We start from the raw sequence: 12,376 nt of genomic DNA on the forward strand, positions 1-12,376 counted from the left end.
CCGTGACCCACGAGATCCGCTACCGCGTCGTCGTCAACGACGAGGAGCAGCACGCCCTGTGGCCGGACGGCGCCGACCTGCCGGCCGGCTGGCGGCCCGAGGGGTTCGCCGGTTCCGAGGAGGAGTGCACGGCGCACGTCGACCGGGTCTGGCCGGACATCCGGCCGCTCTCGGTGCGCCGCCGCCTGGACGCCGGGGCGGACGCCCGGTGAGCGCCCCCGGCACTCCCCCGCCCCCGTCCCCTTCCCTGGACGCCGGGGCGCTCCGGCTGCGGCTCGCCGAGTCGGTCGCCCGGGCCTGCGACGGCGCGGTCGGCGCGGCGGAGGTGCTGGCGTCCACCGAGTCGCTGGCCGCGCTCGGGGTCGGTTCGCTCGCCCTGCTGCGCCTGGCGGACGCGGTGGAGGACGAGTTCGGGGTCCTGCTCGACCTCGGCGACGGGGCGCTGCACACCGACGGGTTCGACGGGCTCGTCGCGCAGCTGCTGCGGCTCGGCGCGGCGCAGCCGCGGTGGGCCCCGTGACCGGGGCCGCGGTGCGCGACGAGGTGCTCGCCGTCCCGTTCGCCGGGGGCCGCGCCGGGACGGCGCCGCTGACCTGGGGGCAGCGCGCCATCTGGCACGCGATCGGCCGGACGGCGCCGAACGACCACTACTTCAACCTCGGCCGGGTGCTGCCGCTCGCCGACCGGGGCGCCCCGGTGGACGCCGGGCGCCTGGTGGCGGCGCTGACCGCCCTGGTGCTGCGGCACGAGGCGCTGCGGACCCGGCTGGCGGAGCTGCCCGACGGCTCCCCGGGCCAGCGGCTGCACGGGGACGGCCGGCTCGACCTGGTCGTCCGCGAGGAGCCCGACCCCGACCGGGCCGACCGGACGGCCGAGGAGCTGCTGGCGGAGCTGTCCGGGCACCGCTTCGGGTACGCCGAGGAGTGGCCGGTGCGGCTGGGCGCGGTGCGCCGGGCCGGGCGGATCACCCACGCCGTCCTGGCCCTGTGCCACCTGGCGTCCGACGGGCACGGCGCGGAGGTCCTGGTGCGCGACCTGCGGCTGCTGGTGCGCCGCGGCTCGGCCGGGCCGGCCTGCCCGGACACGCCGCTGGACCTGGCCCGGCGGCAGTCCGGCCCGGCGGCGGGCCGGCGAGGCCGCGCTGGCGCACTGGGAGCGGGGCCTCGCGCTGGCCCCGCCGACGATGTTCGCCGCCCGGTCGCGGCGCCGCGCTCGCCCGCGTTCTGGACCGGCCGGCTGGTCTCGGCGGCCCTGCCCCGGGCCGTGGACGCGCTGGCCGCCGGGCACGGCGTGAGCGGGTCCTCGGTGCTGCTGACCGCGGCGGCCGCCCTGGTCGCCGCCGACCGGGGGCACCGGGCGGCGGCGATCATGCCGATCGCCGGGAACCGGGCCGCGGCGGACCGCCGCACCATGGTCAGCACGCTGTCGCAGGACGCCCTGGTGGTGCTGCCGCTGCCGGACGACCCGGCGGGGACGGCGGTCTTCACCGACCTGCTCCCCGGCGCGTTCGCCGCGTCCCTGGCCGGGTACCGGGCCGCGTCCTACGACCCGGCCGGGTGGGACGCGCTGCTGGCGCGGCTGGCCCGGGAGCGCGGCACGGAGGTCCACCCGTACTGCTGCTTCAACGACATGCGGCTGACCGAGCGGAGCGCCGCCCCCGGCGGCGCGCCGGACGCCGGGGAGCTGGAGCGGCTGCGCGGGCGCACCGTCCTCGACTTCCCGGCCACCCAGGACCGGGTGGCCTGCCGGTACTGCCTGCACCTGACCGGCGACGACGCCGAGCTGACCGTCACGCTGACCGCCGACACCGGGTACCTGCCGCCGGAGGCGATCCACGCGCACCTGCGCGCCCTGGAGGAGGTGGTGGTCGCCTCGGCCGCCGGTGCGCCGCCGCGGCTGGCCGACCTGGGCGGGCTGCTCGACCGGCCGCGGGCCCGCGCGTGACGGCCGCACCCGTCCCCCGGCCGGTCGTCGGCGCGGACGCCACCTCCTGCCCGCAGGGCGGCCGGATCCGCTGCCGGACGGCGGCGGGCGACGGCGGTCCGCTGACCGGCCGGGTGGTCGTCACCGACGTCGTGGCGGACCGCACGGTGCTGGTCGCGCAGGTGCGCGGCTCCGTCCACGACCTGGAGGTGCCCGCGGCGTGGCCGAGTTCGCTGTACCGGGCGAGCTTCCACGACCACCGGCCCGAGGTGCCGCAGCCGGAGCGGGACGCCGAGCACGAGGTGTGGTTCGCGGTGCGGGCGGCCCGCCCGGGGGCCGCCTCCCCGGTGCTGGTGAGCGTCCCGTTCCCCACCTGGCGCGCGTACCACCGGGCCGGTGAGCCGGGCCGGAGCCTGTACTACTCGGAGCAGCCCGGGCGCGCGGCCCGGGTCCGGCTGGACGCGCCCGGCGGGGGCCCGCCGCCGGAGCGCTGGGAGGAGCCGCTGCTGCGCTGGCTGCACCGGACCGGGCGCCCGGTCGAGTACTGCTCGGGCTTCGACCTGGACGACGGGGCGGACCTCCTCGCGGCCTACCGGCTGCTGGTCGTGAACGGCCACGACGAGTACTGGACGGCGGGCATGCGGGACGGCGTCGAGGGGTTCGTCCGCCGGGGCGGGAACCTCGCGGTCTTCGCGGGCAACACCGCCTGGTGGCAGTTCCGGCTGGAGGACGGCGGCCGCACCATGGTCTGCCACCGCGACGCCGCGAGCGACCCGCTGGCCGCCACCGACCCGGCCCGGACGACGGTGGAGTGGTCCGGCGCGCCGGTCGACCGCCCCGAGAACGCGATGACCGGGGTGAGCTTCCGCCGGGGCGCGGGGGCCTGGGGCGAGGGCATGGCGGTGATGGGCCGCGAGTCCTACACGGTGCGCTTCGCGGACCACTGGGTGTTCGAGGGCACCGGGCTGGCGGACGGCGACGCCTTCGCCCGGGGCGCGCTGGGCTACGAGACGGACGCGGCCGAACTCGACTGGTCGCTCGGCGTGCCGCGGGCCACCGGCCGGGACGGGACGCCGGGCTCCTTCGCCGTCCTCGCCACCGCCGACCTGGGGCACTGGCGCGCCTACGGGCAGGGCGGGTGGGCCACCATGGGGGTCATGCGGCTCGGGGCGGGGTCGGTGTTCAACGCCGCCACCATCAACTGGGGGCGGGCGCTGGACGACCCGGCGGTGGCCCGGGTGACCCGCAACGTCCTCGACCGGTTCTCCGCGCCGCCCGCGCCCCGCTGGCACGCCGTCGGACCGGCGCCCGGCCTCCGGGCGCTCGCCGCCTGCGAGGGCCTGCTGTTCGCCGTGGCCGGGGACGGGACGACCCTGCTGCACCGCGAGCCGTCCGAGCAGAACCTGCCGTGGACGCCCTGCCCGCCCTCCCCGTCCTCGCCGGACGGCCCCGGCCTCCGGCTGCGCTGTCTGACCGCCCCGCGCGAGGCCTGCCACCCGGTGCCGCTGGCGCTCCTGGCGGTGACCGAGGACGACCGGCTGGTGCACCGCGCGCCGGTCGCCGGGGCGGCGCCGTGGGTGGACGCCGGGGCCGTCCCCCCGGGCACGACGGCGCTCGCGATGTGCGACAACGCGCTCTTCGCGGTCACCGCGCACGACGACACCCTGCACCACCGCCCGGCCCACCTCCCCGGGGCGGCGTGGACCGCGCTGGGGCCGGCCGGCGGCGCGAGCGCGCTCGCCGTCCTGCACGCCCGGCTGCACGCCGTCACCCCCGACGGGCTGCTCACCCGCCCCCCGGTGCTCACCCGGGCGCCGTTCGCGCCGTTCGCCGCGCCGGTGGCCGTCCCGTCCCCCGGGCCGCTGGCCGGGCACGCCGGACGGCTGCTGCTGGCGACGGGCGACGGGCGGCTGCTCAGCCATCCGGGCGACCTGCCGACGGCACCCGCCGAGGAGGGCCGCCGGGCCGGTCAGCGCGCGACGCGGTAGCGGTAGTGGAGGACGCGGGGGCCGACCGGGCGGGCCTCGACCAGTTCGAGGGCGACGCGGCGCCCGTGCCGGGCGAAGAAGGGGAGGCCGCCGCCGAGCAGGACGGGGTGGACCCGGACCCGGTACTCGTCGACCAGGTCGGCGGCGGCGGCCGCGGCAACGAGGGTGGCGCCGCCGATCGCGATGTCGCCGCCGCCCGGTTCGGCCCGCAGCCGGGCGATCTCCTCGGCGAGGCCGCCGGCGGCCAACCGGGCGTTGCCCCGCACCTCCGTCAGGGTGGTGGAGAAGACCACCTTGGGCAGCGCCCTCCAGAGCGCGGCGAACTCGTCGGTCGGGAAGGACAGCCCCGGGTCCCAGTCGGCGTCCTCCCAGCAGAGCATCGCCTCGTACAGCCGCCGCCCCAGCAGGTGGACGCCCGCCGCGCGCACCTCGTCGGTGGCGAGGCGGAAGGTCTCCTCGTCGGGGAGGCCCCAGTCGATGCCGCCGTCCGGGCCGGTGACGTAGCCGTCGAGCGAGGTGCTCATCGAATAGGTGACGCTGCGCATCGGGCCTCCTCGGGGTGGGTTCCGACCCTACTGCGGGGCACCGACAGCGCTCCGGAGGCGTGCGGCGCGGGCCGCGGAGCAGTACCGGCCCGCCGCCGGTGGCGAACTGACGGACCGTCGGGCCGTCGGGCGGACCGGCCGGGGGGCGGGCGGACCGGCCGTCGGGCGGGCGGGCGCCGTCAGCCGAAGAGGCGGGACAGCGCGAGGGCAGCCGCGCCCCGGGGGACGGCGTGCGCGGCGGCGCGGGCCAGGGTGACGTGCTGCCAGTGCGGGTCGGGGAGGCGGTCGGCGAGCGCGGCCCGGACGGCGGCCTCGTAGGGTTCGGGGTCGTCGAGCAGGGCGGCGCCGCCGAGGGTGACCTCCTCGACGTCCAGCAGGCGGACCAGGTTGGCGACGCCGAGGGCGAGGGCGGCGGCGGCCCGGTCGGTGCGGCCCGCGCGCAGGGCGGCCAGGCAGAGGGCTTCGAGGCAGCCGCGGGCGCCGCAGGCGCAGCGCGGGCCGTCCGGGTCGAGGCACTGGTGGCCGAACTCGCCCGCGTTGGTGCGGGCGCCGCGCTGGACCCGGCCGCCGAGGACGAGGCCCGCCCCGACGCCGTCGCCGAGGTAGACGAAGGCGCGGTGGTCGGGGCCGGGACGGCTGAGGACGCCCGCGGTGGTGTTCTTCTCGACCAGGACCGGGAGCCCGGTGCGCTCCTGGACGGCTTCGCGCAGGCGGAGGCCGTGCCAGCGGGGCATGCCGGTGACCTGGTGCAGGACGCCGTCGCGGGCGTCGAGCGGGCCGGGGCAGGCCAGACCGAGGCCGAGGACGCGGCCGCCGCCCGCCGCGCCCCCGGCGTCCGCGGTGAGTTCGCGGACCATGGCGGCCAGGCGGTCCAGGATCGGGCCGGGCTCGCCCTCCGGGTCGATCGGCGTGCGGGTCCGGGCGACGACGGCGCCGGTGAGGTCGGTGCGGAGCAGGTGGAGCTCGTGGCGGCCGATCTCGGCGCCGAGGGCGGAGCGGGCGTCCGGGACGAGCCGGAGCAGGGTGCGGGGCTTGCCGCTGCGGCCCGCGACGTGGCTGCGGCCCGCCTCGGTGAGCAGGCCGTCGGCGAGCAGGCGGGCGGTGATCTTGCTGATGGCCTGGGCGGTGAGACCGGTGCGGGCGGCCAGTTCGACCCGGCTGGTGCCGTCCTCGGCGGCGCGGACGGCGCGCAGCACGGCGGCGTCGTTGCGGTCGCGGAGCAGGGCGAGGTTGAGGGCGCCGCGCGCGGCGGCCGGGGCGGGGGCGTCGGACGGGGCGGGGGTGCCGGGGGCGTCGGAGGGGGCCGGGTCGGTGGTCACCTGTCGATTATGGGAGCTTGCCGGTTAGTCCACACTGTTGTTTAACTTGGGGCATGGACTCCTCACCCCTCAACGTCGGGCTGGTGGGCTACGGCATCGCCGGTGCCGTCTTCCACGCCCCCCTGATCAGCACCACCCCGGGCCTGCGCCTGGTGGCCGTGGTGACCGCCGACCCGGAGCGCCGCGCCCGGGCCGCCCGCGAGCACCCGCAGGCGGCCCTGTTCGCGGACGCCGACGCGCTGCTGGCCGCCGCGCCCGAGCTGGGCCTGGACCTGCTGGTGGTCGCCTCCCCCAACCGCACCCACGTCCCGCTGGCCACCGCCGCGCTGGAGGCCGGGCTGCCGGTCGTGGTCGACAAGCCGCTCGCCGCCACCTCCGCCGAGGGCGACCGGCTGGTCGCCCTGGCCCGGGAGCGGGGGCTGCTGCTCAGCGTCTTCCAGAACCGGCGCTGGGACGGCGACTTCCGCACCGTCCGGGAGCTGCTCGACACCGGCCGGCTGGGCCGGGTGAACCGGTTCGAGTCCCGCTTCGAACGCTGGCGCCCCGAACTCACCGGCGCCTGGCGGGAGTCGGGCGACCCGGCCGCGGCCGGCGGCCTGCTCTACGACCTCGGCGCGCACCTGGTCGACCAGGCGCTGGTGCTCTTCGGCCCGGCCGAGCGGGTCTACGCCGAACTGGACGCGCGCCGCACCGGCGCCGCCACCGACGACGACAGCTTCGTCGCCCTCACCCACGCCGACGGCACCCGCTCGCACCTGTGGATGAGCGCGACCGCGGGCGACCTCGGCCCGCGCTTCCGCGTCCTGGGCTCGCGGGGCGCGTACGTCACCCACGGCCTGGACGGGCAGGAGGACGCGCTGCGCGCGGGCCGCACCCCCGCGGACCCGGACTGGGGCGTCTTCCCGCGCGAGCGCTGGGGCTCGCTGCGGGCCGGGGACGCCGTCGAGACGGTGGCGACCCGGCCCGGCAGCTACCAGGACTACTACGCGGGCCTGGCCGAGGCGCTGCACGGCCGCGGGCCCGCCCCGGTCGAAGCGGGCGACGCCGTCGAGGTGCTGCGCGTGCTGGAGGCGGCGCAGCGCTCCTCCCGCACCGGCCAGGTGGTCGCGCCGTGAGCCCGAGCATCCCCGAACTGGAGCGCCAGCACCGGGAGTTGCAGCTCCCCGCGGCCGGTCTGGCGGAGACCTGGCGGCTCGGCTCGCTGATCGTCGCCACCGCCCTGGAGCGCACCCTCCCGGTGGCGGTCGACATCCGCCACGGCGAGCAGCAGGCCTTCCACGCCGCCCTGCCGGGCAGCAGCGCCGACAACGACGACTGGATCCGCCGCAAGGCGGCCGTGGTCCGCCGCTTCGGCGAGGCCTCCTACCTGGTGGGCGAGCGCCACCGCGCCGGGGGCCGGACCTTCGACCTCGACCCCGCGCGGTACGCCGCCCACGGCGGCTCCTTCCCGCTGCTGGTCCGGGGCACCGGCATGGTCGGAACGGTCACCGTCTCCGGCCTGCCGCAACTGGAGGACCACCTGCTGGTCACCGAGTGCCTGGCCCGGTACCTGGCGGAGCGGTAACCCCGGAGCCGAGCGCCCCCGGCGGCGGCGTTTCGCCCGGCCGGGGCGCGGCGGACGGCTGACGACAGGCGGGGAGCGGCGGGCGGCGGGCGGGGAGCGACGGGCGACGGGCGGGGAGCTCCTCGGGCCGTCCCTCCCGGCGGGTGGCCCATACTGGCCGGATGGGCACCGAGACCGAGCCGTTCCGGACCGTTCCCGCCGAAGTGCGGCCCTACCTGGCGGAGCTGGTGCGCCGCACGCACGCGGTGTGCGGCCCCCGGCTGACCGGGGTGGTCGCGGTCGGCTCCCTCGCGCTCGGCGACTACCGGCACGGCCGCAGCGACGTGGACGTCACGGTCCTCGTGGCGGGCCCGCCCCCGGCCGCGACCCTGCGGGAGCTGGCCGACGCCCTCGACCACCGGCGGCTGCCGTGCCCGGCGGCGGGGCTGGAACTGGTCGTCTACCCGGCCGACTTCGCCCGCGTCCCGTCCGGGGAGGCCGGCTACCTGCTGGACCTCAACACCGGCGCCCACCTGCCGGGCCGGGCCGCCTTCGACCCGGCCGGGGGGCCGTCGTTCTGGTACGTCATCGACCGCTCCGTGGCCCACCAGGACGGGATCGCGCTGTACGGCCCGCCCGCGCCGGAGCTGATCGCGGCGCCCGGCCCGGCGGACCTGTACGCCGCGGTCCGGGCCTCGGTGCGCGAGCACGGCGACGGCGAGGGGCACCTCGCCGACAACCGGGTCCTCAACGGCTGCCGCTCCGTGGTCCACTGCCGCACCGGGCGCTGGCTCGCCAAGCGCGCGGCGGCCGGGCAGGTCGCCGCCACGGAGGCGGAGTTCCGCCCGCTGATCGAGGCCGCCGTCCGCAGCTTCGAACGCCCCCGCGCCGCCGCACTGCCGCTGCCCGGCCCGCAGGTCCGGAGCTTCCTCGCCCGGGTGCGGGCCCTGGTCGACGAGAGCGCCGCGGCGGCCGGCGCCTGACCTGGCACCGCCCGCCGTGCCGGGTGCGCGGGTCAGCGGGGGCGCAGCGGGAACGTGACGGTGATGCGCTTGCCCCCTTCGGGGCGGGGGTCGGTGCGGCAGGTGGCGGCGAGGAGCCGGACCAGGGGCCAGCCCCGGCCCCCCAGGGCGGCCGGGTCGTCCAGGACGCCGGGGGTCTCCACGGGCGTCCGTTCGTCCCCGTCGTCCACGGTGACGACCAGGGCGGCGCCGTCGGCGTCGACGCGGGCGTCGAAGCCGGTCATGCCGTCGGCGTGCCGGAAGGCGTTGGCCACCAGTTCCGTCACCACCAGGTGGACCGCGCCCAGCGGAGCCACCGTGGCCCGGCCGGTGTCGGACAGCAGCGCGGTGACGGCGGCCCGGGCCGCACCCGCGGTCGCCACGGGCGCCGCCGGGGCGGGCACCGGATCGTCGAAGGGGCTTCGCGGGGGCGCGGGGGGCATGGGATCGCCTCGGATGAGGAGGGTGCACAGGTGACGCGTCCGGCCGACCGGCCGCTTGTCGGATTTTACGGCAGCCGCCGCGGTACGGGTCCGTTCGACGTCCCCGCATCGGGTCTTCGGGTCGGAACGGGGCCCGTACCACCGGGGCGCGGGGGGGGCGGGTCAGTCGGGGTGCTGCGGGCGCGGGGGCCGGGGGCTGAGGGGGAACAGGGCCGCCGTCCCGGTGAGCTCCAGCAGGCGGGTGACCTGCGGGCCGGGGTGGGCGAGGGCGAGCAGGACGCCGTGGCGGTCGGCTTCGCGCCGGGCGGTGAGCAGGCTGTTGAGACCGGTGGAGTCCATGAAGGAGACCTCCTGGAGGTCGACCAGGAGGATCGCCGGGGCGGGACGGATCGCGAGGGCCCAGCCCAGCTGGCGGTCCAGGTGCGGGGCGGTGTGGACGTCGAGTTCCCCGGTGCACACGATCACCGGCCCCACGTAGGTGTCGGAGGCGGTGATGGTGAAGGCTTTCGGTGTGCTGTCGATGAGGCGCGCCCCTTTCTGTCGGTGTGCCCCCTCCAGCCACCGTACGGCGACGTGCCGCGCCCGCCCGAAACGGGTGCCGCCTCTTCACCGATCCGGCACACCGCCGCCCCACCCGCCCGACTCACCGGGCCCACCGGACTCACCGGGCGCTGCCGATCCACCCGCCACCGCCACCGCCACCGCCGTCGCCGACCGGTCACCGGCCCCGGCGCCCGCCTCCGGGGCGGCCCGGTCGCCGGGTGGGGCGTGCCGTCCGTGCTCGGCGGGGCCGTCCGCTGCTTCGGGGTCGGGCCCGCCGCGGTCACGCCCCGGGGGCCAGTACCCCGGCGGCGCGCAGGCGGAGTTCCTCCAGCAGTTCGGCCTGCCGGTCGGCCCGGTCGACGAGTTCGCCGAGCCGGGCCGGGTCGACCCGGGGGTCGTCGCCGAGGCGGTCGGCCAGGACGGCCCAGAGCTGGCGCTTGCCCACGACGCCGAGCCGCAGGGCCTCCAGCTCCACCAGGTCGGTCAGCGGGGAGCGGCGCAGCAGGGTGCCGTTCGGTTTGAGCAGGCCCGCCAGTTCGCCCGCGCGGCCGAGCCAGGCGTACGGGCGCCGTTCGGGGACGCCGAGTTCCCGCATCAGGCGGCGCAGGGACGCCTCGTCGCAGGCGATGTCGGCGGCCAGTTGCCGCAGCGGGCGCCCTGCGTCCGAGCCGGAGCGGGTCCGGGCGAGCCGACGGGCCCGCCGGGTGCCGGCCTCGGCGCCGGCGAGGTGGTTGTTCAGGTAGAGGGTGAGCATCCGGTGGCCGGTGGGTGGTGCGGTCATGGGCGCGTCCGTCTCTCGTGCGGTCGGGTGCGGCCGGGCGGGTCACCCCGGGGCGGGACCAGCGGGTTCGGCCGTACCGCGCGGCTTCCCCCCGGAGGCGGTCGGCAATCCCCAGCGGGACGCGGCGGCTCCGCGCCCGCGCCGCGAGCCGCCGCCCGCACCGCCGGGGCGGCGCGGGCCCGGGATCAGGCCGCGGGCGCCAGGTCGGCGCGGCCGAACAGCAGGGCGTAACCGCGCGGCAGCCGGGCCAGCACCCGGTCGGCGAAGTCGGGGCCGGCCAGGTCGGCCAGCGCGGTCAGGACCGAGGAGGCGTCCCAGCGGGCGGCGAGGCTGGTCGAGAGGGTGTGGGCGAGGGCCTCCACGAAGGCCGGGGCGCCGATGGGTGCGGGCAGCGGGACCTGGTCGGCGAACACCCGGCGGAGGCGGGCGGGCAGGACGGCGGCCAGGGCGCAGCGCTCCTCGCCGTCGAGCTGCCCGCCGAGCTGGGTCAGGACCGCGGTCAGGACGCGTTCGGCCTCCTCGTCCGTGGCGTAGCGGCCCGCGGTGCGGACCTGCCGGACGAGGCGGCGGTGCCGGGTCATCGGTGGAACCTCCCTGGGGTGGCCGCCGCGGTGGGCGCGGCGGCGGCTGGCGGGGGCGGACGCCGGGCGGGGGCGGGACGACCACCCGGCTGCGGATGGAAGGACGGCGCGGACGGCGCGGACGGCGCCGGTGGGCGGGGCGGTGCCGGGTTCGCGAGGCGGCCCCGGTCCGGTGGGCCGCAGGAGCCGGGCAACGGGGCCGTCGACTCCGCGCCCGTCCGGGCAGCGAGCCGTCCGGGCACCGAGCCGTCCGGCCGCGACGAGGGCCCGCAGCCCCGCGCCGTCCGTGGACGTCACGTCAAAGAGCACGTCCACGAGGGCGAGCACCGCGTCGGGGCGTGCGGCGGGCCCCGCGACGCGCGGTGTTCGCGGACGCGGGGCCCGGGCCGGGGTCAGGCGCGGATCTGCCGGTGGGCCCCGCCGTGGCCGACGGCCACCTTGCGGGGCTTGGCCTTCTCCGCGACCGGGATGCGGAGCGTCAGCACGCCCTGGTCGTAGTCCGCGGTGATGCCCTCGGGGTCGAGGGTGTCGGAGAGCATCACCTGGCGGGAGAAGACGCCGAGGGGGCGCTCCGACAGCTCCCACGTGACGCCCTCGCCCTGCGGGCGGGGGCGGCGCTCGGCCTTGACGGTCAGCATGTTCCGTTCGACGTCGACGTCGATCGCGTCCGGGTCCACGCCCGGCAGGTCGAAGTGGACCACGTACTCGTCGCCGGCCCGGTAGGCGTCCATCGGCATCGGGGCCGGACGCGACCAGGTGCCGTTCGCACCTGTGAACTGCTGGGTGAGACGGTCGAGTTCGCGGAACGGGTCGGTGCGCAGCAGCATCGCGAAACACCTCCTGTGGGATCAAAGGGTGCCGGTGCACATCACCTGGAACCGTTGTAGCACGTCGTCCATCCGATGACAAAGACAGGACGTCATCGATAGGATGACGCCATGAGTGACAGACCGACGCCCCCCGAGAACCCCCGCGGCGAGGCCGGCGCGCCGGTTTCGCCGGTCGCCGCCGTCGCGGCCCTGGCCGCCATCGAGGAGGCCGTTCGCCGGGCCGGCACGCCCGGGCCCCCGGAGCAGCGACCGGCGGGGGACGACCCGGCGCCGGCCCTGGCCGCCCTGCTGCTCCTGCGCGAACTGCGGGCCCGGCTCGCGGGCTGGGAGGCCGGGCTGGTGGAGAGCGCCCGCGCGGGCGGCGCCACCTGGGCCGACCTCGCCCATCCGATGGGGGTGGCCAGCCGCCAGGCCGCCGAGAACCGCTACCTGCGGCTACGCCGGACCGGAGCGGACGGCGCGGGGACGGGCGCGGAGCGCGTCNAGGCGGTGCGCGACCACCGGGCCGCCGACCGCGCCGTCACCGGCTGGGCCCGTGACCACGCCGCCGAACTGCGCGTCCTGGCCGCCCGGCTCGGCGCGGCCGGGCTCGGCCCGGACGCCCGCCCGGCCCAGGAGGCCCTCACCGCCACCCTCGGTACGGCCGACGCGGCCGACCTGCTCGCTCCGCTCGTCGGCCTGCGCCCCCACCTGGGCAGCGACCAGGCCGAGTTGGCCGCCCGCCTCGACGAGCTCACCGACCGCACCGGCCACCTCCGCGCCGCCAGCAACCGGCGCCGCGCCTGAGCGCCTTCCGGGTCGGCGGGCCCCGGGCGGCCGGAACGCACGGAGGCAGCCGGAACGCACGGAGGCGGTCGCGACCGGCGCGGACGGCGCCCG

Annotated in this window: 15 protein-coding genes; 8 read left to right on the forward strand and 7 right to left on the reverse strand. The window is 78.4% G+C overall.

Features of this window, described 5'->3' with window-relative positions; translation table 11 throughout:
- Window positions 1-2: 2 nt before the first annotated feature.
- From HUT16_RS01165 to HUT16_RS01180, 4 genes are read left to right on the forward strand one after another with little or no spacing between them, the layout of a single operon-like run.
- A complete protein-coding gene (locus HUT16_RS01165; RefSeq protein ID WP_176184567.1) occupies window positions 3-212 on the forward strand; it encodes an MbtH family NRPS accessory protein in 210 nt (69 codons plus the stop codon).
- The gene (locus tag HUT16_RS01170) at window positions 209-520 is read left to right on the forward strand and encodes an acyl carrier protein (protein ID WP_254897574.1); all 312 of its coding nucleotides are present in this window, start codon (window positions 209-211) and stop codon (window positions 518-520) included. The genes HUT16_RS01165 and HUT16_RS01170 overlap by 4 nt, the downstream gene beginning before the upstream one ends.
- Window positions 517-1,944, forward strand: a complete 1,428-nt coding sequence (locus HUT16_RS01175; protein ID WP_254897575.1) for a condensation domain-containing protein — start codon at window positions 517-519, stop codon at window positions 1,942-1,944. The genes HUT16_RS01170 and HUT16_RS01175 overlap by 4 nt, the downstream gene beginning before the upstream one ends.
- Window positions 1,941-3,911, forward strand: coding sequence for a N,N-dimethylformamidase beta subunit family domain-containing protein (locus tag HUT16_RS01180; protein WP_254897576.1), 1,971 nt, complete (start codon window positions 1,941-1,943; stop codon window positions 3,909-3,911). Before HUT16_RS01175 ends, HUT16_RS01180 begins: the two co-directional genes overlap by 4 nt.
- On the opposite strand, the gene HUT16_RS01185 is transcribed toward HUT16_RS01180, so the two are convergent.
- The gene (locus tag HUT16_RS01185) at window positions 3,893-4,456 is read right to left on the reverse strand and encodes a dihydrofolate reductase family protein (protein WP_176184571.1); all 564 of its coding nucleotides are present in this window, start codon (window positions 4,454-4,456) and stop codon (window positions 3,893-3,895) included. The two genes, HUT16_RS01180 and HUT16_RS01185, sit on opposite strands and share 19 nt — an antisense overlap.
- A gap of 179 nt (window positions 4,457-4,635) precedes the next feature.
- A complete protein-coding gene (locus HUT16_RS01190; protein ID WP_176184573.1) occupies window positions 4,636-5,775 on the reverse strand; it encodes an ROK family protein in 1,140 nt (379 codons plus the stop codon).
- A gap of 53 nt (window positions 5,776-5,828) precedes the next feature.
- Here HUT16_RS01190 and HUT16_RS01195 point away from each other — a divergent pair, with 53 nt between their 5' ends.
- The 3 genes from HUT16_RS01195 (at window position 5,829) to HUT16_RS01205 (ending at window position 8,301) form a co-directional block, all read left to right on the forward strand.
- Window positions 5,829-6,890 carry a Gfo/Idh/MocA family oxidoreductase gene (locus tag HUT16_RS01195; protein WP_176184575.1) on the forward strand — a complete coding sequence of 354 codons (1,062 nt, stop codon included), beginning with the start codon at window positions 5,829-5,831 and terminating at the stop codon, window positions 6,888-6,890.
- The gene (locus HUT16_RS01200; RefSeq protein WP_176184577.1) at window positions 6,887-7,339 is read left to right on the forward strand and encodes a heme-degrading domain-containing protein; all 453 of its coding nucleotides are present in this window, start codon (window positions 6,887-6,889) and stop codon (window positions 7,337-7,339) included. Before HUT16_RS01195 ends, HUT16_RS01200 begins: the two co-directional genes overlap by 4 nt.
- A gap of 161 nt (window positions 7,340-7,500) precedes the next feature.
- Complete coding sequence (locus HUT16_RS01205) at window positions 7,501-8,301, forward strand: aminoglycoside adenylyltransferase domain-containing protein (protein WP_176184579.1); 801 nt, start codon at window positions 7,501-7,503, stop codon at window positions 8,299-8,301.
- A 32-nt stretch (window positions 8,302-8,333) separates the two neighbouring features.
- Here HUT16_RS01205 and HUT16_RS01210 read toward each other — a convergent pair whose 3' ends face one another.
- The 5 genes from HUT16_RS01210 to HUT16_RS01230 form a co-directional block, all read right to left on the reverse strand.
- A complete protein-coding gene (locus tag HUT16_RS01210; RefSeq protein ID WP_176184581.1) occupies window positions 8,334-8,762 on the reverse strand; it encodes an ATP-binding protein in 429 nt (142 codons plus the stop codon).
- A 162-nt stretch (window positions 8,763-8,924) separates the two neighbouring features.
- Window positions 8,925-9,227, reverse strand: coding sequence for an STAS domain-containing protein (locus HUT16_RS01215; RefSeq protein ID WP_176184583.1), 303 nt, complete (start codon window positions 9,225-9,227; stop codon window positions 8,925-8,927).
- Between the two features lie 358 nt (window positions 9,228-9,585).
- Window positions 9,586-10,086 carry a hypothetical protein gene (locus HUT16_RS01220; RefSeq protein ID WP_176184585.1) on the reverse strand — a complete coding sequence of 167 codons (501 nt, stop codon included), beginning with the start codon at window positions 10,084-10,086 and terminating at the stop codon, window positions 9,586-9,588.
- 185 nt (window positions 10,087-10,271) lie between these two features.
- A complete protein-coding gene (locus HUT16_RS01225; RefSeq protein ID WP_176184587.1) occupies window positions 10,272-10,667 on the reverse strand; it encodes a DUF2267 domain-containing protein in 396 nt (131 codons plus the stop codon).
- Between the two features lie 392 nt (window positions 10,668-11,059).
- A complete protein-coding gene (locus tag HUT16_RS01230; RefSeq protein WP_176184589.1) occupies window positions 11,060-11,494 on the reverse strand; it encodes an Hsp20/alpha crystallin family protein in 435 nt (144 codons plus the stop codon).
- 111 nt (window positions 11,495-11,605) lie between these two features.
- Here HUT16_RS01230 and HUT16_RS01235 point away from each other — a divergent pair, with 111 nt between their 5' ends.
- Window positions 11,606-12,283 carry a hypothetical protein gene (locus HUT16_RS01235; RefSeq protein ID WP_176184591.1) on the forward strand — a complete coding sequence of 226 codons (678 nt, stop codon included), beginning with the start codon at window positions 11,606-11,608 and terminating at the stop codon, window positions 12,281-12,283.
- The last annotated feature ends 93 nt before the right edge of the window (window positions 12,284-12,376 follow it).

The organism is Kitasatospora sp. NA04385 (genome assembly GCF_013364235.1).
Lineage (GTDB): Bacteria > Actinomycetota > Actinomycetes > Streptomycetales > Streptomycetaceae > Kitasatospora.